At 50.9% G+C, this 21,906-nt stretch carries 15 protein-coding genes; 9 read left to right on the top strand and 6 right to left on the bottom strand.

Going from position 1 to position 21,906, the window contains the following annotated elements; genetic code table 11:
* Positions 1–75 precede the first annotated feature (75 nt).
* The 7 genes from nadC (at position 76) to nadB (ending at position 6,279) form a co-directional block, all read left to right on the top strand.
* Positions 76–909 (top strand): carboxylating nicotinate-nucleotide diphosphorylase, encoded by an 834-nt coding sequence (gene nadC, locus EHT25_RS14225; protein ID WP_124875537.1) that lies wholly within the window; start codon positions 76–78, stop codon positions 907–909.
* Positions 910–1,095: 186 nt separating this feature from the next.
* Positions 1,096–2,019 carry a quinolinate synthase NadA gene (nadA, locus tag EHT25_RS14220; RefSeq protein ID WP_498071983.1) on the top strand — a complete coding sequence of 308 codons (924 nt, stop codon included), beginning with the start codon at positions 1,096–1,098 and terminating at the stop codon, positions 2,017–2,019.
* A gap of 12 nt (positions 2,020–2,031) precedes the next feature.
* Complete coding sequence (locus EHT25_RS14215; protein ID WP_124875533.1) at positions 2,032–2,223, top strand: DUF2281 domain-containing protein; 192 nt, start codon at positions 2,032–2,034, stop codon at positions 2,221–2,223.
* 26 nt (positions 2,224–2,249) lie between these two features.
* Positions 2,250–2,471, top strand: a complete 222-nt coding sequence (locus EHT25_RS14210) for a DUF2281 domain-containing protein (RefSeq protein WP_124875531.1) — start codon at positions 2,250–2,252, stop codon at positions 2,469–2,471.
* A gap of 108 nt (positions 2,472–2,579) precedes the next feature.
* The gene (locus EHT25_RS14205) at positions 2,580–3,929 is read left to right on the top strand and encodes an AAA family ATPase (protein WP_124875529.1); all 1,350 of its coding nucleotides are present in this window, start codon (positions 2,580–2,582) and stop codon (positions 3,927–3,929) included.
* A 38-nt stretch (positions 3,930–3,967) separates the two neighbouring features.
* Positions 3,968–4,684 carry an HNH endonuclease family protein gene (locus tag EHT25_RS14200; RefSeq protein ID WP_124875527.1) on the top strand — a complete coding sequence of 239 codons (717 nt, stop codon included), beginning with the start codon at positions 3,968–3,970 and terminating at the stop codon, positions 4,682–4,684.
* Between the two features lie 2 nt (positions 4,685–4,686).
* On the top strand, positions 4,687–6,279 hold the full coding sequence (gene nadB, locus EHT25_RS14195) for an L-aspartate oxidase (RefSeq protein ID WP_124875525.1): 1,593 nt from the start codon (positions 4,687–4,689) through the stop codon (positions 6,277–6,279).
* On the opposite strand, the gene EHT25_RS14190 is transcribed toward nadB, so the two are convergent.
* The 3 genes from EHT25_RS14190 to EHT25_RS14180 form a co-directional block, all read right to left on the bottom strand.
* Positions 6,276–7,511, bottom strand: coding sequence for a serine hydrolase domain-containing protein (locus EHT25_RS14190; protein ID WP_229311536.1), 1,236 nt, complete (start codon positions 7,509–7,511; stop codon positions 6,276–6,278). The two genes, nadB and EHT25_RS14190, sit on opposite strands and share 4 nt — an antisense overlap.
* Positions 7,512–7,719: 208 nt before the next feature.
* Positions 7,720–8,994: a dicarboxylate/amino acid:cation symporter gene (locus EHT25_RS14185; protein WP_124875523.1), complete on the bottom strand. Its 1,275-nt coding sequence runs from the start codon at positions 8,992–8,994 to the stop codon at positions 7,720–7,722.
* Positions 8,995–9,285: 291 nt separating this feature from the next.
* On the bottom strand, positions 9,286–10,011 hold the full coding sequence (locus tag EHT25_RS14180; RefSeq protein WP_229311535.1) for an arylesterase: 726 nt from the start codon (positions 10,009–10,011) through the stop codon (positions 9,286–9,288).
* A gap of 165 nt (positions 10,012–10,176) precedes the next feature.
* Here EHT25_RS14180 and EHT25_RS14175 point away from each other — a divergent pair, with 165 nt between their 5' ends.
* Both EHT25_RS14175 and EHT25_RS14170 read left to right on the top strand, forming a co-directional pair.
* A complete protein-coding gene (locus tag EHT25_RS14175) occupies positions 10,177–10,875 on the top strand; it encodes an ABC transporter ATP-binding protein (RefSeq protein ID WP_124875521.1) in 699 nt (232 codons plus the stop codon).
* A 68-nt stretch (positions 10,876–10,943) separates the two neighbouring features.
* Positions 10,944–13,454 (top strand): ABC transporter permease, encoded by a 2,511-nt coding sequence (locus EHT25_RS14170; RefSeq protein ID WP_124876131.1) that lies wholly within the window; start codon positions 10,944–10,946, stop codon positions 13,452–13,454.
* Positions 13,455–13,518: 64 nt separating this feature from the next.
* On the opposite strand, the gene EHT25_RS14165 is transcribed toward EHT25_RS14170, so the two are convergent.
* The 3 genes from EHT25_RS14165 to EHT25_RS14155 form a co-directional block, all read right to left on the bottom strand.
* Positions 13,519–16,227 (bottom strand): PQQ-dependent sugar dehydrogenase, encoded by a 2,709-nt coding sequence (locus EHT25_RS14165; protein WP_124875519.1) that lies wholly within the window; start codon positions 16,225–16,227, stop codon positions 13,519–13,521.
* A gap of 179 nt (positions 16,228–16,406) precedes the next feature.
* On the bottom strand, positions 16,407–19,082 hold the full coding sequence (locus EHT25_RS14160; protein WP_221622277.1) for an ABC transporter permease: 2,676 nt from the start codon (positions 19,080–19,082) through the stop codon (positions 16,407–16,409).
* A gap of 80 nt (positions 19,083–19,162) precedes the next feature.
* Positions 19,163–21,868, bottom strand: coding sequence for an ABC transporter permease (locus tag EHT25_RS14155; RefSeq protein ID WP_221622276.1), 2,706 nt, complete (start codon positions 21,866–21,868; stop codon positions 19,163–19,165).
* Between the last annotated feature and the right edge of the window lie 38 nt (positions 21,869–21,906).

Below are 21,906 nucleotides of genomic sequence, written 5' to 3'. Positions count from 1 at the left end.
CGGGAAGAAAGCAAATCGGTTTTTTTTCAGGCATTTTTTCAAGAAGTCCACTAACTTTCGCCGAAATAGGTAAACATGACCTTACACGAGTTTATTCAATTGGCGTTAGCCGAAGACGTTGGCGACGGCGACCATACCTCGCTCTCGACCATTCCGGCCGATGCGCAGAAACGCGCCCGGCTGCTGGTGAAGCAGGACGGTATTCTGGCGGGTGTGGAAGTGGCCCAGGCGGTTTTTCACGAAGTTGACCCGGATTTGCAGGTTCATGTCAACATCGAAGATGGCCAGGCCATTCATTACGGCGATATTGTGCTGACGGTCGACGGCCGGGCGCAGTCGATTCTGAAAGCCGAGCGGCTGGTGCTGAATTGCATGCAGCGCATGAGCGGTATTGCGACCCACACCCGGACGATGGTCAGTCTGCTGGAAGGCACGAAAACCAGGTTGCTGGATACACGCAAAACGACGCCGAACTTCCGGATATGCGAAAAAATGGCAGTTAAAATTGGCGGGGCCTACAACCACCGCATCGGTTTATACGACATGATTCTAATCAAAGACAACCACATCGACTACGCGGGCGGGATTACAGCCGCCGTGACCAAAGCCGTCCAGTACCTGGAAACCACCGGCCGGTCGCTGCCGATTGAGGTGGAAGTCCGGAACCGGAAGGAAGTGGAAGAAGTGCTGACCATCGGGCACGTCAACCGCATGCTGCTGGATAATTTTGAACCGGCAGAATTGAAAAAGATGGTGGAGTTGATCAATGGGCGGATCATCACGGAAGCGTCGGGTGGTATTGATGAAAAAAACCTGCGGGCCTACGCCGAAACCGGCGTCGATTACATCTCGTCCGGCGCCCTGACCCACCAGGTCCGAAGTCTCGACATGAGCTTAAAAGCATATTGACCCCTCTGATCCACTCTGATTAACCCTGTGTAATAATTGTATCTCAGAGTTAATCAGGGTTAATCAGAGAAAATCAGCGTTTGTTTTTGTTTATACACTATGGCAACGATCCCACTTACGTTAGATGAAGAAATTCGGCAGATTGGCTACATCAGCCGCTCCACGCCGAAAGATAAACAGGTTTTGATGGACGAAATCCGGCGGATGAAAAAGGAGAAAAACGCCGTGATTCTCGCTCACTATTACGTCGATGGCGACATTCAGGACCTGGCCGATTACATTGGCGACAGCCTCGGTTTGTCGCAGCAGGCAGCCGCCACCGACGCCGAGATGATTGTGTTTTGCGGGGTGCATTTCATGGGCGAAACCGCCAAGATTCTGTCGCCCGACAAGAAAGTCGTCATTCCGGACATGAACGCCGGTTGCTCGCTGGCAGATTCAGCCCCGGCGGATGAGTTTGCGGCTTTCAAGGCGAAATATCCGGATCACATCGTAATCAGTTACATCAACTGCTCGGCAGAAATCAAGGCGTTGTCCGACATCATCTGTACGTCGTCGAACGCGGTGAAAATTGTGGAAAGTCTGCCAAAAGACCAGAAGATCATCTTCGCGCCGGATGCGAATCTGGGGCGGTTTGTGGCCAAGAAAACCGGCCGGGAGCTGGTGCTGTGGGACGGCGCCTGCATCGTTCACATCGACATTTCGCAGGAAAAACTGGCGGCCCTGCGGCAGAAATACCCCGAAGCCAAATTCATCGCCCACCCCGAATGCCAGGAACACATTCTGAGCCAGGCCGACTTCGTGGGTTCGACGACGGCGCTGTTGAAATACGTGAAGGAACAGCCCGACGAGGTGTTTATTGTCGGCACCGAAGCCGGGATTCTGCACAAGATGAAGCAGTCGGTTCCGAACAAGAAAATCATTCCGGCCCCGGCCAGCGAAAACAACACCTGCGCCTGTTCGGAGTGTCCGTACATGAAAATGAACACGCTGGAAAAGCTGTACAATACGTTGTATTACGAAAAACCAGAGATTTTTGTCCCCGAAGACATTCGGGTCAAAGCCGAAGCCTCGGTGTTGCGGATGCTGGAGATGAGTAAGGGGTTGTAAAATGATCTACTAATGAAAGACTTACTGGAGAAATACACGCAGCTAAGTGATGATCATCAGAAAGAGGTGATTGATTTCATTACCTTTTTGCTGCAGAAACAGGAACGGCCTAATTCGTTTGATATGGAAGCTTATCGGCACGAAATTCAATCCGTATCAACTTGGTCGGATCATGACCTGGAAACTGCACTAATTGGTAATTGACGTGAGTAAAAAGCCAAAAAAAAGTTATGGAACTGACCGTCCAAGTTGGATTTGAGGAGTTACTTCAAGCCGTCAAGAAACTTTCTCTGGAAGAAAAACAGGCTTTACAAATTGTTTTATCTACAGAAACGGTAGCTGAACTATCTGAACCTGCCAAAGAAAGGCAATTTGGGACAATGAAAGGTCTTGTGACTTACATGGCCAACGACTTTAATTCTCATTTAGATGATTTCAAGGATTGTACGTAGGTTTATGAAGTATAGGTAAGGATGGTCTTTTCAGATATGACGAGTGAGTAAGTTAATAGACATATTTATTAAATACTCTATTAAGGATCTCAATTATTCTAAATACATATGTTAGCAACCGGTAACAAGACATCAGTCTATTTTATATCTCTTTATTTAAGAGACATAAAAGGTTTCTTGGGAAATTTTGAGATAAACTTCAAAGATAAACTTGGCAAACCTGCTCAATGGACCGTATTATTAGGAAATAATAATACAGGTAAAACAACCACTCTAAAACTATTAGGTGCCATTTCGTATTTTGAAATCTTAGCTGAATATACCAATAAGTATCGTGGAATATTAAGAAGAGCCAATAATAAAAGAAAGAAAAATGAACTATTGGAATCTCAAGACTTTTTTAGTTGGTTAATCTCCAATAAAGAACGACCAATGATAGGGCCCAATTTGTTTTTTCCATTTTTCGATTACAGTTTCCAAATAAAACGTGTAAAGATTACAGATAGAATAATTAATTTAGATGATTTAAACAAACGTGGAATTATATCTAATTCTGCATATATTTATGATGCTATTAGTGAATATCAAGAAGATTTAATTATATATGGTTATGGAATAAATAGAAAAATATCTGAGGTAAGTATACTAGAGACAAAATCACGACACCCTACTGCTAACTTATTTCGAGGAGTTGAATTATTGAACTTTGAAGAATGGTATTTGCAAACTGACTATGCAACAAGAATTGGAGTTCCATTAAATCAACAAAGAGCTGAAATACAATTAAAGAGAATTAAAACCCTGTTATTATATAGTAATATATTTCCAGATATAAAAAACATAAGGGTCAATTCTACGGAGAATCTCCAATCTTTTGTTGAAATTTATATTGGTCGAAATTGGGTTCGGTTAAAAGATATAGGATATGGTTATCAAGCTACTATTGCATGGCTATTAGATTTAGCCAAACGAATGTTCGACCGCTATCCAGATTTAGAGGATCCGCTTCACGGGCCTGCGATCGTTTTAATTGACGAGATTGATTTACACCTTCATCCCGAATGGCAGCGTAAAATCATTAAATACCTTAGTGATTTATTTCCCAATACACAATTTATCGTTACCGCTCACAGCCCGCTTATTGTCCAGTCAGCCGAGAATGTAAATCTAGTCATGTTGGAAAAAGACGAAGCGACCGGAAGTATTAACGTTCGCCAGCAATTTGGTTCATTTCAAGGCTGGACAGTGGAAGAAATTTTGCGAGAATTGATGGACTTGGGTGAAAAAACTAGGTCAGATCGTTACCTGGAATTAATGCGAGAATTTGAAGATTCGTTACTGGAAGAAAATTATGCTGGTGCTAAAACCGCTTACGAAGAACTTGATAAAATTCTTTCTCCTTCCAGTCACCAACGGAAAGTATTGCAAATTCAAATGTCGTCGCTGATTCCCGCTTAAGTATGATTCGAATAAAGCGTACTGATCCTCCTTCCGAAATGACGGAAGAATGGATTGAAAAGCAAACCGCCAAATTCATTTCAAATCAAGAACTACGAGTTTGGGATTTCTCTTTCCTGAAGAAGGCATTGCTGGAAATGTCCGCTTACAAATGTGCTTACTCGGAAATCCAGTTACAGGAAGAAGGGAAGTTAATGGAAGTAGAACATTTTTTTCCAAAATCAATCTACCCTAATCAAGTTCTGGATTGGGAGAATTTACTCCCTTCCAGCCGCCACTGCAATAACGCCAAGCGAGAAAAAGATCCCAATAGACATCCCATTGTCAACCCGGTAATTGACAATCCCAAGGAGCATTTCTATATGCTGGATTACATCTTATTTGGTCGAACACAAAAAGGGAAAAATTCTGTTATTATTCTTAAACTGAACGACGAGGAACAATTAATCAGCCCACGCCGGGAAATTGGCATTGCTGTCCGTACGGAACTGCACAAACAGTATCAGCAAGTTATCAAGCTGGCAGATGACGGTTTGACACCGGATGAAGAAATAAGAATTACCGCTTCATTAGAAAACCTAATGAATTTAGGAAAAGCTACAAAACCGTATAGTGCAACCGTTGCGACGGTTTTGCTGGATGATCCTCATTTTAAACGCATTAAAACGTTCTTTGTAGGTAATGATCTTTGGTCCGAAGAACTACAACTTTTGGAACAGGAACTCACTAACCTACGATTATACACCGCCCCTTAATTATGCCCCAACACTTCGATTTCCTCGTCATCGGCTCCGGAATTGCCGGACTGAGTTACGCCACCAAACTGGCGATTCATTTTGAAGAAACCGGCCGCCCCGTTCGCATTGCCGTGATCACGAAAGTCCGCGCCGACGAGACCAACACCAAATACGCGCAGGGTGGGATTGCCGCCGTTTGGGCCGAAGAGGATTCGTTTGAGAAACACATCGAGGATACGATGATCGCGGGTGACTTCCTGAGCAAACGCGAGGTGGTCGAAATTGTGGTGCGGGAAGCGCCCGAACGGATTCGCGAACTGATTGACTACGGCACCCGGTTTGACAAGGAAGACGACGGCGATTACGATCTGGCAAAGGAAGGCGGGCATTCCGATCACCGGATTCTGCATTTCAAAGACATTACCGGCGCCGAAATCGAACGGGCCTTGCTGGAAAAAGCGCAATCGCTGCCCGCCATCGAGATTTTTACGCATTATTACGCCGTCGATCTGATCACACGCCACCACCTCGGCGAAACCGTTCACCGCTACGACACCGACAACCGCTGTTTTGGGGCTTACGTGCTCGATACGCAAACCGGTCGGGTCGAGATGTTTCTGGCCAAAACCACCCTGCTGGCCACTGGCGGGATTGGCAACGTCTACCAAAGCACGACCAACCCGACCATTGCGACGGGCGATGGCATTGCGATGGCCTACCGCGCCAAGTCGATTTGTAAAGACATGGAATTCATCCAGTTCCACCCCACGGCTTTGTATGAACCGGGCAAAAAACCGAGCTTTTTGATTTCGGAAGCCGTACGCGGTTTTGGCGGTATTCTGAAAAACATGAAGGGCGAGACGTTTATGGAGCACTACGATTCGCGCCTGTCGCTGGCTCCGCGCGACATTGTGGCCCGCGCCATCGACTCCGAAATGAAAAAATCCGGGGATCCGCACGTTTTTCTGGACGTGACCCACTGCGATTACGACAAATTTGTCGAGCATTTCCCCAACATCACGGCCTATTGTCTTGACAATCTGGGAATTGACATCCGAAAAGATTACATCCCGGTGGTTCCGGCACAGCATTATTTGTGCGGAGGCATCAAAGTCAATGAATACGGGCAAACAAATATCAATTTCCTGTATGCCGCCGGAGAATGTTCCTGCACCGGTTTACACGGAGCCAATCGACTGGCATCCAATTCGTTACTGGAAGCGGTGGTTTTCGGCCATCGGGCGTATCTGAAAACCGTCGAACATTACGAAGAAGCGGCCATTCCCGAAAACCTGCCGGAATGGAACGATGCCGGAACGACGCACCCCGAAGAGCTCGTGCTGGTGACGGAAATGCAGCGTGAACTGGAGTCGATCATGTCGACCTACGTGGGAATTGTGCGGACCAACCGCCGGATGAAGCGGGCCGTAGACCGGCTGGAACTCATTTACCTGGAACACGAAGAACTCTACCGGCAGTCGAAAGTGTCGAGCCGGATCTGCGAGCTGCGGAACATGATCGAAGTGGCGTATCTGGTCATCAAAGCGGCCATGGCCCGGCACGATAACCGGGGATTGCATTACAACCAGGACATCGAAAAAGAAAACGGTTAGACGTCGACTTCACCGGTTTCGGGTTCGGCATTCGCCGGGTGACCGTGTAGCACTTCCAGCAGTTCCTTGATCTGATACACCGATTTGTTGTAACGATTTCCGAGCATGATAATCACGAAATCGTCTTTCGGACTGAACCAGAAAATGCTGTTGTAGCCCTTCCACCAGCCCGTGTGGTAAATGTATTCCGGCTGATTTTCGTTGTTGACGTACATCCGAAAACCGTACCCGTAATTTTTCGTGCCCTTGCGTTCGAAACTGCGGGGCAGAAAAGCCTGAGCCAGCAGCGTTTTGGGGAGCAGGCAGTCGCCGTTGAGCGCCCGGTACCACTTGAACAAATCGCCGACCGTCGAGTAGATTCCCTTGTCACCCACCACGTTATCATAGTAATCCTTCGGAATCCGGCGGTTCCACTGATAACCGGCCGTGCGGTACTGGTTGATGGAATCGTTTCGGGTGGTCGAAACCCACGTATTGCGCATGCCGAGGGGTTCAAAAATATTTTTCTTGGCAAACTGGTCGAACGACATGCCCGTGATTTTCTCGATGATGGCCGCCAGCACGCAGTAATTGGTGTTGCTGTAGCTGAACGTCCGGCCCGGAATGTTGTAGCGCTGGGGCGTCGGATGCACGTTCGCAAACCAGTGCATGATTTCGGTATTGGTCGGATACGGTTTTTCGAACTTGTAAAAATTCGTCCGCATGCTGTCTTCAAATGCGTACGCGTAGTTGGGCAAACCGCTCCGGTGCGACAGCAGGTTTTCGATCGAAATACCGTGATACGGAAAATCCGGGAAGAACTTCTGAATCGTATCGGTCAGGCTTAACTTTTTGGCATCGATCAGCTTGAGAGTAGCAACGGCGGTGAACGTCTTGGAGAGCGACGCCAGCTGAAACTTGGAATTGGTGTTGAGCGAATCGCGGGAAGAACGCTCGAAATGGGCCAGCCCGAACGAATTCTGGTAAAGGATCACGCCCTTTTGCGCGATCAGCACGTTGCCATTAAAACCGGCCCGGACTTTTCCGCGAATAATCTCTTCAATCCGCCGAATTTTCGCATCGGCACCGATTTGCTGGCGAATGGCGCGCTCCTCACTGGCACTCAAGGTCTGGTCTTCGGCGCAATTGTGCATGGCGTTCGCCGAACGCTTCAATTTTTTGTCTTCACTCGAATCGCACCCGACAATAATAAAGACGGCAATAATTCCTGCCCAAACTCCCGAAACTCTCATTCCATTACGTTGATATGCACTGACGCGCCCCTGAACTCTATTTTGCAATCGCTGCAAACAAAAATACATTTTTTACGCCGACATCGCAGGGCTTTTTTATCAAATGTGTTTGGATGGGAACACGGATTTAACGGGTGGGACAGATCAACACGGATTTTTATCCGTGAAAATCTGTTTAATCCGTTTGATCAGCGTTCCTATAAAACCGTCAGTATTTATAATCCGTCAGCTCTTCTTTTTCCAGCTTGCCAAAGGCTTTCAGCATCTTCTTCCGGTCAAATTCGTTCTCGTTGTTGGCAATGAAAATCGTGGCGACGGTATTTCCGATGATGTTCGTAATCGAGCGGGCTTCCGACATAAACCGGTCGACACCCAGCAGCAACGCCAGTCCCTCAACCGGAATCACGTGCACCGCCGTCAGCGTCGATGCCAGCACTATAAAACCGCTGCCCGTCACGCCCGCAGCCCCTTTCGACGTCAGCATCAGAATGCCGATGATGGTCAACTCCTGGCCCAGCGTCAGATCCACGCTGAAAACCTGCGCCAGAAAAATCGTCGCCATCGACAGGTAAATGGTCGTGCCGTCCAGATTAAACGAATAGCCCGCCGGAATGACCAGCCCCACCACCGAGCGCGAGCAACCCATGTTTTCGAGTTTGTCCATCACCTGCGGCAGCGCCGATTCCGACGACGACGTACCGAAAACGATCAGCAATTCTTCTTTGATGTACTTCAGAACGTTCCACAAACTGACGCGGTAATACCGTAAAATCAGGTTCAGTACCACAAAAATGAACAGGAACATCGTCATGTAAACCGTTCCCATCAACTTCGCCAGCGGCAACAGTGTTGCCAGCCCGAATTTACCGACGGTATACGCCATCCCGCCCAATGCGCCCAGCGGAGCCAGTTTCATGACCACGTTCAGGATGTTGAAAAACACCCGCGACAGTTTTTCGAACGTATGAATCAGCGAATGGCCGCGCTCGCCCATGTTGGTCAGGCCGATGCCAAACAGAACGGAAAAAACCAGCACCTGCAAAATTTCGCCCTCGGCAAAGGCTTTGATGGCGTTGTCGGGCACGACGTGCAGGAAAAACTTGACCCAATCCATGTCTTTCCCCTGAGCGGTATACGCCGAAATATCTCCGCCTTTCAGCGAAGCCGCCTGAATCCCGGCGCCCGGTTTTACCCAGTTGGCGATAATGATCCCGATTACGAGCGCGACCGTGGTTACGATTTCAAAATACAGCAACGCCTTCCCTCCTACGCGTCCTACTTTTTTCAAATCGCCCATATTACTGATTCCCAACACGATGGTCAGGAAAATAATGGGCGCAATCACCATTTTGATCAGGTTAATGAACAAATCGCCGAGGGGCTTGAGTTTGGCCGCCATTGTCGGGAAAAAGTGGCCGATCAGCACCCCGATCGTAATCGCGACCAATACACGGAACGTCAGGTTGTTTAGAAGTTTACGCATGCGAAGGGAGGAAAGGGTTTATCGTTTATAGCCACTAATTACCTGAAAGACAGAATATTTTTACTCTAACAATCAAGGTATCAGATCAACATCGAACTATCAGCCCACAGTTTTAACCGGGGGGTTGTGCGGCAAATCGGGATGAACAGAAACCGTTTCAACGGTTTGGGCTTTCAAAACCGTTGAAACGGTTCAATAGGATCGCCATTTTACACCTTGACCCACGGTTAAAACCGTAGGCTGGTAATGTTTATACCTGGTTTTTATTCAACTTTATACCCAAAAACCGCCTTACAGCTCCTGTTTCTGAAGCAGCGGTTCCAATACTTTCCAGACGTTTTCGGTCACGATTTTGTGGCCTTCTGCCGTGGGGTGAATGCCGTCGGCCTGGTTGAGTTTCGGAATACCGGCTACATCGTCGAGCAGAAACGGAATCAATGCGGCCTTGTTTTTCCGGGACAGATCGATAAAAATCCGGTAGAATTGCCCCGAATAATCGGGCCCGAGATTCGGCGGAATGTGCATACCCGCAATGACGATCTGGGCCTGCGGGCTTTTCAGCTTAACCGTATCGATGATGGCTTGCAGATTTTTCTTCGAAGCATCGAGCGGAATACCGCGCAGGCCGTCGTTGGCGCCCAGTTCGAGCACAAATACATCGACCGGTTTATTCATCACCCAGCTAATCCGGCTTTTGCCTCCGGCCGTTGTTTCTCCGCTCACGCCAGCGTTAATTACTTGATAATCAAACCCGGCAGCTTTGGCTTTTTCGCCAATCAGCGCCGGAAAAGCTTCCGCCGGGTCCAGACCATACCCCGCCGTCAGGCTATTGCCAAAGAACAGAATGGTTTTCTGGCGGTTTTCTTCGGCTGGTTTTGACGTGCTGTCGGAAACAGCCGGTTTTTCGTCCTGTGTCTGACTCGTTTCGGTTTTGGAAGTACACCCGACTACGCATAAAATCAGCAACAATCCGGCCATCCAGCCGTTGGAATTCGGCCTCATTTTCAGTAAATTCATCGATTACGCAATTTTCAGGATGAAGTTTCAGGCTAGTTCAAACAAAAATAACGGTATTTTATCCATTTAGCCCCATTTCCTGCCCTTTATCAAATATTCCGTTCGGCGGGGTGAATAAAAGGGCGATGAATTGGTTATGTAACCATTCCGTTAAGCAATCTACTTATGAGCATTCTGCGTGCCGAAAACCTGACAAAAACCTACCAGAGTGGCGGTCGAACATTAACCGTTCTGAACTCGGTCAGTTTTGAAATTCAACCCGGTGATACCTTTTCCATTGTGGGCCCATCCGGTAGCGGCAAAACCACGTTACTCGGCCTGTGTGCCGGGCTCGATCGGGCATCTTCGGGCAGTATCTACCTGAATAACATCAAATTAGACACCCTCAGCGAAGACGAACGGGCGGCTGTTCGCAATCAATACGTCGGTTTTATCTTTCAGAATTTCCAACTATTACCCACGTTAACGGCGCTGGAAAACGTGATGGTTCCACTGGAATTACGGGGTGAAAGAGGAGCTGGAAAAACCGCTAAAGAACTATTGGAACGCGTCGGTCTGGGTCAACGCGGTCACCATTACCCGACGCAGTTATCCGGCGGTGAACAGCAGCGCGTTTCACTCGCGCGGGCGTTTGCCAACCGGCCAAAAATCCTGTTCGCCGATGAACCCACGGGCAATTTGGATACCGACACCAGTTCAACCGTCGTCGATCTGATTTTCGAATTGAACCGCGAAGCCGGAACCACGCTGGTGCTGGTGACCCACGACCTTGAACTGGCCTCCCGTACGCAACGCATCATCCGCATCAAAGGCGGCAATCTGGTGTCGGATACGCTGACCGAAAACCGCATCGCAACGAACTGATGGATCGTCAACTTCCACCCAAAATAATTCCGAAAACCGCGTCGATTTTCGATCCGTGGTTGTGGAAAATGGCCTGGCGCGACAGCCGCCGGAGTCGGCAACGGCTGTTTTTGTTCATGTCGGCCATTGTGCTGGGCATTGCCGCCCTGGTGGCCATCAATTCGTTTGGTGATAATCTTTCCCGCAGTGTCGATGAGCAGGCCCGCGAGCTGATCGGTGCCGACCTGGTGCTATCGTCCGGCAAAGAAGCCACGAAACAAACCGAAGCTTTTCTGGCCAAAATCAGCCCCGAGCGCAGCCGGGAAGTAGCGTTTCCGTCGATGGTCTTTTTTCCACGTTCGCAGGGCGTTCGGCTGGCGCAGGTAAAAGCCCTTCAGGGGAAATTTCCGTATTACGGCGCGTGGGAAACCCTGCCCGCCGATGCGGTTTCGCGGTTTCGCAAGGCAAGTCAAAACCGGGAACGGATTGCGCTGGTCGACGATGCGCTGCTGATTCAGTTGAACGCTAAACCGGGTGATTCGGTGAAAGTTGGCAAACTGATGTTTTACGTAGCGGGGCGGGTGATGAAAATTCCCGGCCAGTCGGCGGTGACGACCACGGTGGCGCCCACGGTTTTTATTCCGCACGCCTTTCTGCCGGAAACCGGTCTGTTGCAGCGTGGTAGCCGGGCGACTTACCGCTCCTATTACCAGTTTGAACCCGGCACCGACGTTGATAAATACGTCAAAAGCATTTCAGACCGGCTCGATAAATTAGGCATCAATTCCGATACGGTGACGGAACGGAAGGAACAAACCGGCCGGGCTTTCGCCGACCTGACGAAGTTCCTGAATCTGGTTGCGTTTGTCGCCCTGCTGCTGGGTTGTGTGGGCGTGGCCAGCGCCGTGCATCTGTATGTCAAAGAGAAAGTTTCGTCGGTAGCGATTTTGCGTTGCCTGGGTGCAAGCGGTCGTCAGGCGTTTTTGATTTACCTCATCCAAACCTCATTGATGGGTTTTCTGGGTGCGCTCGTCGGGGCGGTTTTGGGTTCGGTGGTTCAATTGATACTTCCGGCGGTCTTCGGTAGTTTTCTGCCGGTCGAAGTCGTGACGGTGATTTCGTGGAAAGCCGTTGGGCAGGGCGTTGGCGCGGGGTTGGTCATCGCCATTTTATTCGCGCTGCTGCCGTTGCTGGTGATTCGTAAAATCGCTCCGCTGCGCACGCTCCGCAGTTCCTACGACGACGATGTGACCGGTCGCGATCCGCTCCAGTGGGCGGTTTACGGGCTGATCATTCTGTCGATCACCGGTTTTGCGTATTGGCAAATCCGCGACTGGAAAACGGCGGTCGGTTTTACGGCCGGTCTGGCGTTCGCTTTTGGCATTCTGACGGGCATTGGCCAATTGCTGATGGCTCTGGTGCGCCGGTTTTTCCCGGTTTCGTGGAGTTACATCTGGCGGCAAAGTCTGGCGAACCTGTACCGACCACACAATCAGACACTTATTCTCGTAATATCCATTGGTTTGGGCGCGTTTCTGATTGCAACTTTATACTTAACCCAAACGCTTTTACTGAGCCGGGTGCAACTTTCATCCAGCGGCAATCAGGCCAACATGGTGTTGTTCGACATTCAGAATGAGCAGAAGGCCGGGGTTCAGGAACTGGTGAAACAACACAAACTGCCGGTTTTGCAGAATGTACCGATGGTGACCATGCGGCTGACCGAAATCAACGGCCGCTCGGTGGAAGCCATTCAGAAAGATACGAGTTCCAAAATACCGGATTGGGCGCTGACCCGCGAGTACCGCGTGACCTACCGCGATTCGCTCATCAGTTCGGAAAAACTGGCTGCCGGAAAAGCGCCGTACCGAACCGGTCAAAGCATTTATATTTCACTGGAAAAACCCTACCTGGAGCGGATGAAGCTGAAGCTGGGCGACAAATTGACGTTCAACGTGCAGGGGCAGCTCATTCCAACCATCGTCGGTGGAACGCGCGAAGTGGACTGGAACCGCATTCAGACGAATTTCCTGATTGTTTTTCCCACGGGCACGCTGGAGCAGGCTCCGCAGTTTCACGTTCTGATGACGCGGGTTGACAATACCCAACAATCGGCCACGTTTCAGCGCGATCTGGTGACGAATTTCCCGAACGTGTCGGCCATCGACCTGGGGCTGATCCTGCAAACGATCGACGAGGTGTTGGAGAAAGTCTCTTTCGTGATCCGGTTTATGGCTTTATTCAGCATCATTACCGGTTTGCTGGTCTTGAGTAGTTCGGTGATTATCAGTAAATACCAGCGTATTCAGGAAAGCGTTTTGCTGCGAACGTTGGGCGCCAACCGCCGTCAGATTCTGCTCATCACCTTGATCGAATACCTGTTTCTGGGCATGCTGGCGGCTTTTTCGGGCATCGTCCTCTCACTGTTCGGAACCTGGGCGCTGGCCTATTTCGTCTTCGAAGTAGCCTTTACGCCTAATTTCGTCCCGCTGCTGGCCGTTGTCGGCATCGTCACCAGCCTGACCATCATCATTGGTCTGTTCAACAGCCGCGGAGTGCTGGTGCGCCCACCGCTGGAGGTGTTGCGGGCCGAGGGGTAAGGGCAGCGGGTTGCTTCGAAAAAATAGGCCATTAGCAACCCGCTGCCCTCCCCCACGCCCAATGCTATGTCTTGACAATCTGAACGGTTTTGACCTGCGATGCCGTACTAACGCGCAGCAACAGCAAGCCCGCCGGGTGTCCGGTTACAGGCAGCGTTTGTCGCTCTACCGGATGGGCGCGCTCGATGGATCGCTCGCTGATTGGTCGCCCATACAGATCACTCAGTTGGAGAAGTAACGTCTGCCCTTCTGCCCCTCGGATTTCAACTTCTACGGCATCGCCGGTGACCGGATTACCGCGAACCACCACTTCCAGCGAACCTTCCGCCGTCGGAGCCACTAGCCGCGCCGAGGGGGCACATCGTAACGACATGGGGGATTTGAGCGTGTACACACTATTTTTCACCTTCGCACTGATCTGGTGACTGAGGTTATCTTTGACCACTGAAGGCGTCGAAAAGATGTAGCCGTGTTCGCCGTTGCCTTTTTTGGCATCTTTCAGATCCTGCCGGAAATTTCTGGCTTCCACCGTCCCGATCGAAACGTTATCCGAAAAGAACTCAACCAGCAAGGGCGTATTGGGCTTATCCCGATCCCAGACCCAACCCCGCATTTCCTCGCAGTTGACCATCGATAAATATCCTTCGAAATTGCCCGTAACCACGACCGGTGGCGTAACCGCATCATTGATGGTTAGCAACACGGCGGTTGTAACCGGGGCACTCTTGTTGTCCGTGGCCGAATACGTTAGGTTGAACGTACCCGATGCGGTTGGCATCCCGCTAATCACCCGCGTAGCGACATCGAATGTCAAACCGTTAGGCAAACCCGTCAGCGCATAGGTTAACACATCCCCGTTGGCATCGGTAAAAACCGGCAGAGCCACCGAAGTGTAACTTTGGTTAACAGTTGCCGTTAGGAAAGAACCCGCCGGAGCTACCGGGGGCTGGTTCACCGGAGGAATGCCTGTCCCTGCACAAGTCAGCGTTTTGGGCGCCCATTTCAGAATATAGTTTGATCCCTGCACCTGGCCCCAGATGGTATGCGTCTGGTTATCTTTGAGACACTCTGGTACGACAAAACTATAGCCGTGTTCGCCATTGCCCTTTCCCGCATTCTTCAGATCCTGCCGGTAGATATTCGCCAGCGTACTGCCGATTAAAACCGCTGTCGTGCTCGTTGTTCCATCCAGAAACTCAACCATAATGGGCGTATTGGGTTTGTCGCGGTTCCAGACCCAACCCGAGATGGTGCCGCAGTTGACTTGATCCAGATAGCCTTCAAAGTTCCCGGAGACAACCACACTGCCCGGGGTCACCGTCAGCGTGATAAATCCATCGGTTTTCAAAAAACCGTCGGTCGCTGAATAAACCAGGGAAAAAGTGCCTGGCTGCGTCGGCGTTCCGCTGATCTGGCGCGAAGTGGCGTTGAAATTCAGACCCGTTGGCAAACCCGCCAGTGTGTACGTCAATGGATCCGCATCGGGGTCCGTAAAAACCGGCAAGGTGGCGGAGAATGCCTGTCCAACCGTTCCGTTCAGGGCGCTCAGTGTCGGGGCCACGGGCGGCCGATTCGTGACAACCGGAGCTTCAGTCGTTGTAATCCGGTACAAGGTTCCTTCGTTGAACGTCAGGACGTAAAGTTCGCCATTAGCATCTTCGCCAAAGCTGATTGGATTGACCAGAGTTGGGGTTTGCAGCCTATTCTGATACGTGTTATCGGCCTCCCGGCGCAGCAGCCACAGTTTGCCCTGCGCGTAATCACCGTATACATACCAACCCCGAAGCGACGGATACGTCGTGCCCCGGTAGACATATCCTCCCAAAACCGAAGCTTCTTTGTTGCCGTTGTTCGAAAAACCGGCATACTCGTGCAGGGGCATGACTAAGTTAGTGCCGGACTGGCAATCCGCCGTCGCGTATGGGTGCGCCCCTTCGTAGCACCGCCAACCGAAGTTCTGGGCGGCTGGAACGGTTTTGTTAGTAGTTGCTGCCACAAAATCAACTTCTTCGTATCCATCCTGCCCGTTGTCGCCCAGCCAGAGATCGCCGGTTTCCCGGTCGAAGCTACACCGCCAGGGGTTGCGCAAACCGCGCGCCCAGATTTCATCGGGAATGCCGTCGTTGAGCGTCAGGTAAGGGTTCGTCGGCGGAATGCTGTAGGGCGATCCGCTGTTGACATCGATGCGCAGAATTTTGCCGTACGGTTTCTGCAGATTCTGAGCGTTCCCCAGCACATCACCCGTTTGGCCACGACCCACGTTACCGTCATCACCGATAAAAATATACAGATAACCGTCCGGACCAAACAGCAGTTTGCCGCCCCGGTGGCCTTTACCCGGAAACGGAAACGTCATCAGCACCTGCTCGCTCGCCAGATCGGCCACATTCGGATTGGTCCCGTTTCGGGTAAACCGGGATAAAACGCCCTGCCCGTCTTTCTGATTGAAAAAAACGAAGCAGTAGCCGTTGTTCGTGAAATTGGGATGAAAAGCGAGGCTGTAAATCCCGTTGTATTCGACATCAGCCAGCCGGCTGACCGGAATTTGAAGGTAAGGCGTCGAAAGAACCGCGCCGGTTGACTCAACAATCTTGATTTTACCGCCCATTTCGGCGACAAACAGCCGGTTCGTTGCGGCATGAGCAATATCGACCGGTTTGGTCAGGCCAGTTACCCACGACTGTAGACTGAGCTTGGGCGTTTGCGCCCAGGCACTGATGAGACTTATTGCATACAGACAAAGACTCCAGAATACGGTAAAATAGTTTTTCATGAGCGTGGAAAATGGGTTTTACAACATTACCCAAAGTTCCGGCTCTCTTTTCAGACCAATTGTTAATCTTGTGCCAAATACTGTTAATTCTGTACCAAATTCAATTTTTTTCAGAGGGCATGGGCAGAGAGGTAAAAGCAAAGGGGTAGAATAGAGTTCCCCCGCTGCCCAACGCCATTTCACTCGCTCCGCAGCGTCTTCACCGGATTCGCCAGCGCGGCTTTGATGCTTTGGAAACTGACGGTCAACAGCGCGATGCCGACGGCCAACATCCCGGTAAGGGCAAAAATCCACCATTGAATATCCGTTCGGTACACGAAATTTTCCAACCAGCGATTCATGGCGTACCAGGCAATCGGGCTGGCAATGGCCAGGGCCATAACGACGAGTTTCAGGAAATCCCTGGAAAGCAGCGTCACGATACTGGCAACCGACGCGCCCAGCACTTTCCGAATGCCGATTTCTTTGGTCCGTTGTTCGGCGGTGAACGCGGTCAGGCCAAACAGGCCGAGGCAGGACACCAGAATCGTCAGGATGGCAAAGCAGAGAATAATCCGGCCAATGCGTTGTTCCGACTGGTACTGTGCGTCCAGATCCTGGTCCACAAAACCGTAGCTGAGTGGGTAATCGGTTTTCATTTTCTTGTACTCGTTTGCTACCCCGGCCAGCGTACGCGCCACCAAACCGGGTTTGGTTTTCACCAGCAGATTAAAATAGAATTCCTTCGGGCGAAACCGCAATATAAAAGGCTGTATGGCAACGTGTAACGGCCGGAAATGAAAGTCTTTCAGCACACCAATGATCTGGCCCTCGGTCCCCCAGAATTTCACCCGTTTTCCCAGCGCACGGGCGGGCGTCCAGCCCATCCGTTTAGCCGCTGTTTCGTTGATCATGTAGGCACCCCGTTTCGACAGCGTATCGGAAGTGATCTGAGTCGAAAAATTTCGACCGGCCGCCAGCGACATCCCGGCGGTTTTGATAAAATCGGCATCGACGTTGATTTGCGTAATTAAAAACTCATCTTTGGGTGCCTGCCCTTCCCATTCGATGAGGGTGCTGTTGTTCATGTTGACCAGATTGCTCGTGGCAACGGATGCCTGCGCGACACCCGGCAATTGTTCAACGCCGGTTTTGAACTGCTGCGCTTTGCCCCGCATGTCGCCTTTAAGTCGGACGTAGAGCAACTGGGATTGATCAAATCCCAATTTGGCCGTTTGAAGGAAAGAAAGTTGCCGGTAAATAATGACCGTACTGATTGCCAGCGTAATTGATAACACGAATTGCCCCACCACCAGCGATTGCCGAAAACCCCGTCCCGTCTGTATACTGGAAAAATGCCCCACCACTCCGGTTTTCAATACACTGATTGGCCGGAATGACGATAGAAAAAAGGCCGGATAAAGCCCTGCGAGTAAACTCACCACGGCAGTTAAACCACTGATCGTGAGCCAGAACGCCGTAAGTTGGTACGGAATATGCAGACTTTTGCCGGCCAGGTTGTTGAATAACGGAAGCAGGGCTTCAGCCAGCAGCACGGACAACAGCATGGACAGCACGGTCATTAAGGTAGCTTCGCCCAAAAACTGCGTAATCAGGCTCGTCCGTTGTGCGCCCACGCTTTTCCGAACGCCCACCTCTTTGGCCCGTTGCGACGCCCGCGCGGTGGCCAAATTGATGAAGTTGATAACCGCAATCAGCAGCACAATCAGCCCCACCGTAACGAAAATGCGAATGTAGGCAATGTCGCTGCGTCGGCCATAATCGGTTTCGAACGCAAAGTCTGAGTACAGGTAAATTTCCGACAGGGGTTGCAGCAACAGGGGCGTTTCGTTGCCCGAATCGTAGCGTTTGAGTTGACTGCGTACTTTATCCGCAAAGGCCGTCGGGTCGACGGGGGCACCTGAATCATCCGGTTTTAGCTGAACATAGGTGTGGTAGCTGTTGCTGTTCCATTTCATGCTCCATTCGTCGTAACGTTCGAGCCACTTGAAGGGCATAAGTATCTCAAATTCAATGTGCGACTGAACCGGTGGATTTTGGGCAACACCGACCAGCATGAGCGTTTGGTCGTTATTGAGTTTGAACGATTTACCCAGAATATTTTGCTGCCGCCAGTTTGCCCCAAAAAACCGCACGGCCGTGGCTTCGCTCAGAATGACCTCATCGGGCCCGCGAAAAACCGCATTGGGACTGCCCAGCAGAAGGGGATAACTGAATACCTCAAAAAAGCTGGGATCAACCACCTGCATCTGGTTCGATTCGACCGCCTGGTTTCCGTGGCTTAGCAGTCCGCTCCACCGTCCCATGCGGCATACCCGTTCCACTTCCGGAAAATCCCTGGCGATCGTACCGGCCAGCGGTCCGGGCGTCATGGCCACGTCAAAAATACCTTCCGGCTGTTTCTGCTTTTCGACCAATCGATAAATGTGGTCGTAGTTGGCGTTGAACCGGTCGTAGCTCAACTCGTCGTACACATACAGGGCAATCATCAGACAGCACGCCATTCCGAGTGCCAGGCCGCCGATGTTGATGAACGAATAGACTTTGTTCTTGACCAGGTGACGCAACGCGATTCTGAAATAATTCCGGATCATATCGGGGTGAACATTAGAACGTTGAAAATCGGAACCGGTTTGTCGGCGACGGCGCACGAACGGCGGCAACACCGACACCACACTGAGCAAATACCGCAAAACCGCCTGCGTTTTTCCGGCCCGCCGATACCAATACGCGTACAATTCCTCCAGATCACCCTCGACTTCTTCCAGCGTTTCGCTCGGATGTAGCCGGATCAGGAGCCAGCGCGCCCAGCGGGGGGCGGTCCGACGATTCGGTTTTTGAGTTTCAGTTGCCATCGGTTTTTAGTTAAGAATGAAGAGTTATGAGTGAAGAGTTGGCCGCCCGCGCGGTTGCTGACGCGTTAACTCTTCATTCTTCATTCGGAACGCAACGTTTTCACCGGATTCATCAACGCAGCTTTGATGCTCTGGAAACTGACCGTTACGAGGGCAATGCTCACCGCCAGCACCCCGGCTACGGCAAAAATCCACCAGGAAATGTCAATCTTGTAGGCAAAATCATCCAGCCACTGCGACACGGCATACCAGGCAATCGGCGAGGCAACGACAATCGCCACCAGCACGAGTTTCAGGAAGTCTTTCGACAACAGGGCGACGATGCTACCCACGGACGCCCCCAGTACTTTCCGAACGCCAATCTCTTTGGCTCGCTGCGCAATCGTGTACGACGACAGCCCGAATAACCCCAGCGACGCGATCAAAACCGCCAGAAAAGAGAAGAAGGTGGTGATTTTACCAAACACCTGATCATCACGGTATTGTTGATCAAACCGCTCATCCATAAAGAAATACGAGAAGTTGTTGCCCGGAAAAAATGCCTCGTAATCTTCCCGGATCTGATCAATCGTTTTTTCCAGATTGCTGGTCTCAATTTTGAAGGAATAAAAACCGCCATTGGTATAAAACGGCTGGAAAACAATCGGCTCAATCGGGTGCCGCAACGATTGCTGGTGGAAATCACTAACCACGCCCACGATTTCTTTTTCCTGACCAAATAAAGTGAACTTCTGACCCACCGCCGAAGTAGCTGTTGGAAAACCCAGTAACCGGACCGTCGACAGATTGACGACCGTATTCACCACCTTCCGGCCATCCGGATTGGAGTCGGTCGTGAGGAAGTTCCGGCCCGCCAGCAGCTTGATCCGGTAGGTATCAAAAAAATCCAGATCGACCGCCATCCGACTGACGGTTACCCCTTTGGCTTCGTTCGAACCCACGCGTTTCACGTTAAAGGTGCGGGGAAGGCGGTTTCCAAACAGGTTGACCGAGGCCGTTGCAGATTTGACGGCAGCCCGTTTTTTTACCTCGGCTTTGAAACTGTTGATCCGGTCGATGGCGGTCGAGTCCCAGCGGGTCAGGTCGGGGCCGGAAATGACCAGCATTTGTTCCATGTTGAAACCCAGGTTTTCTTTTCGCATGAACTCAAGCTGCCGGAAGACGATAAACGTTCCGATAATCAGGACAACGGAAGCCGTATACTGAAAAACCACCAGCGATTTGCGCACCCAAACACCCTTCGCCGACCGCTTGAAACTGCCTTTCAGCACCTGAATGGCCTGGAAAGCCGAGAGCGCAAAGGCCGGATAAAAACCGGACAGGAAAATCCCAAGCGCAAAGGTACCCACCAGCATCAACGCCATCAGGCTGCCGCCATAGCCCTGACCGGTCAATAAGGCAAGCGACAAGGGCTTATCAACGATCTGATTTAAAACAGGTTGCAGCATAACCGTTAAGAACAGGGCGAGAATCAGCGCGAACAAATTGAGCAAAACCGATTCGGATAAAAACTGCCCGATCAGTTGCCCCGAGGTAGCTCCGGCTACTTTCCGGACGCCGACTTCTTTGGCCCGTTCCATCGAGCGCGCAGTAGCCAGGTTGATGTAATTGATCCAGGCAATGAGCAGAATAAAAACCGCAATGATCAGCATCGTCCAAACCGCCTTACCGCTGTTGACCACCCCGATTTCGTACTCATAATCGGAGAAAAGATGCGCTTTCCGCAGGGGTTGCAGATAAAATTTTTCAACGCTCCCTGACACCTTATCCCCGTTAAAATACCGCTCGCTGAAGGCCGGAAACTTTTGTTCCAGCGCAACGGCATCGGCCTCCGGTTTAAGCTTTAGATAATGCCACATATCCGACCCTTCCCAGCTGTCTTTCACCCAGTTGCCCCAGGTTCTAACCAGCGTTTCGTACGAAACCAGTACCCCGAATTGCAGGTGTGAAGCCGCCGGAACGTCTTTCATAATGCCCGTAATCCGGTACGGTTCCGTGTCCAGATCGATGTACAGCGATTGTCCAAGCAGGCTGGCGTAGTCTTTCGGCTGAACACCAAAAATTCGTTGGGCATTGCTTTCCGTCAGTACCAGACTGTTCGGGGCTTTCATCGCCGTTTTCGGGTCGCCCACCACCAGCGGAAAGGTGAAAAAGCTCAGGAAATGTTCATCCACGTAAAAGCTGCTTTCTTCCGGGAAAAGCGATTTGTCCCGCCGTAGCTTCATTCGCCCCGCGCCTACAATGGTCGTGTAGCCTTCTATTTCCGGGTAATCTTTCGCCATCGTTTTGCCGATGGTCGGGTACGTAATGGTGCCGTGCTGGATGAGCTTCCCTTTCTGAAACCGATCGTTCGTTACGCGGTAAATCCGGTCGATGTCCGTTTGAAACTGGTCAAAACTCAGCTCGAAACTAACATATTGCAAAATCATCAGGCAAGCCGTAATGCCAACCACCAGCCCACTGAGATTCACCCCTGAAAAAACCTTATTTTTCCAAAGGTTGCGAAAAGCTATTTTGAGATAATTGCGGATCATAATCGGGTGCAGGGGTGATAATTGTTGGTAATATTCTTCTTCGTGGGAACGACGGCGCACGAACGGCGGCAACACCGACAGCACATTGCGGACATACTGCCAGGTCGCCGTTTTTTGCCCGGCCCGCCGATACCAGTACGCATACAATTCGTCCAGATCGCCCTCGACTTCCTCCAGCGTTTCGGCCGGGTGCAGGCGGGTCAGCAGGCGATGCGCCCAGCGGGGCGGATGAGGGTGGTTGGATGGTTTCATATTTTAAAAATGAATAATGAACAGGCGCGGCCGACGTC

Origin of the sequence: Larkinella rosea, assembly GCF_003858635.1 — a bacterium.
Classification (GTDB): domain Bacteria; phylum Bacteroidota; class Bacteroidia; order Cytophagales; family Spirosomataceae; genus Larkinella; species Larkinella rosea.
Note: the sequence above shows the minus strand (reverse complement) of the source record. Positions and strands in the feature narration are given on the sequence as shown.

Excerpts from the sequence above, each read along its gene's own strand:
- nadA (WP_498071983.1), top strand. The coding sequence starts at position 1,096 with ATGGACGAAATCCGGCGGATGAAAAAGGAGAAAAACGCCGTGATTCTC.
- nadC (WP_124875537.1), top strand. The coding sequence starts at position 76 with ATGACCTTACACGAGTTTATTCAATTGGCGTTAGCCGAAGACGTTGGC.
- EHT25_RS14180 (WP_229311535.1), bottom strand. The coding sequence starts at position 10,011 with ATGAATTTACTGAAAATGAGGCCGAATTCCAACGGCTGGATGGCCGGA.
- EHT25_RS14215 (WP_124875533.1), top strand. The coding sequence starts at position 2,032 with ATGAAAGACTTACTGGAGAAATACACGCAGCTAAGTGATGATCATCAG.
- EHT25_RS14210 (WP_124875531.1), top strand. The coding sequence starts at position 2,250 with ATGGAACTGACCGTCCAAGTTGGATTTGAGGAGTTACTTCAAGCCGTC.
- nadB (WP_124875525.1), top strand. The coding sequence starts at position 4,687 with ATGCCCCAACACTTCGATTTCCTCGTCATCGGCTCCGGAATTGCCGGA.
- EHT25_RS14170 (WP_124876131.1), top strand. The coding sequence starts at position 10,944 with ATGGCCTGGCGCGACAGCCGCCGGAGTCGGCAACGGCTGTTTTTGTTC.
- EHT25_RS14160 (WP_221622277.1), bottom strand. The coding sequence starts at position 19,082 with ATGGCAACTGAAACTCAAAAACCGAATCGTCGGACCGCCCCCCGCTGG.
- EHT25_RS14165 (WP_124875519.1), bottom strand. The coding sequence starts at position 16,227 with ATGAAAAACTATTTTACCGTATTCTGGAGTCTTTGTCTGTATGCAATA.
- EHT25_RS14190 (WP_229311536.1), bottom strand. The coding sequence starts at position 7,511 with ATGAGAGTTTCGGGAGTTTGGGCAGGAATTATTGCCGTCTTTATTATT.
- EHT25_RS14185 (WP_124875523.1), bottom strand. The coding sequence starts at position 8,994 with ATGCGTAAACTTCTAAACAACCTGACGTTCCGTGTATTGGTCGCGATT.
- EHT25_RS14200 (WP_124875527.1), top strand. The coding sequence starts at position 3,968 with ATGACGGAAGAATGGATTGAAAAGCAAACCGCCAAATTCATTTCAAAT.
- EHT25_RS14175 (WP_124875521.1), top strand. The coding sequence starts at position 10,177 with ATGAGCATTCTGCGTGCCGAAAACCTGACAAAAACCTACCAGAGTGGC.
- EHT25_RS14205 (WP_124875529.1), top strand. The coding sequence starts at position 2,580 with ATGTTAGCAACCGGTAACAAGACATCAGTCTATTTTATATCTCTTTAT.
- EHT25_RS14155 (WP_221622276.1), bottom strand. The coding sequence starts at position 21,868 with ATGAAACCATCCAACCACCCTCATCCGCCCCGCTGGGCGCATCGCCTG.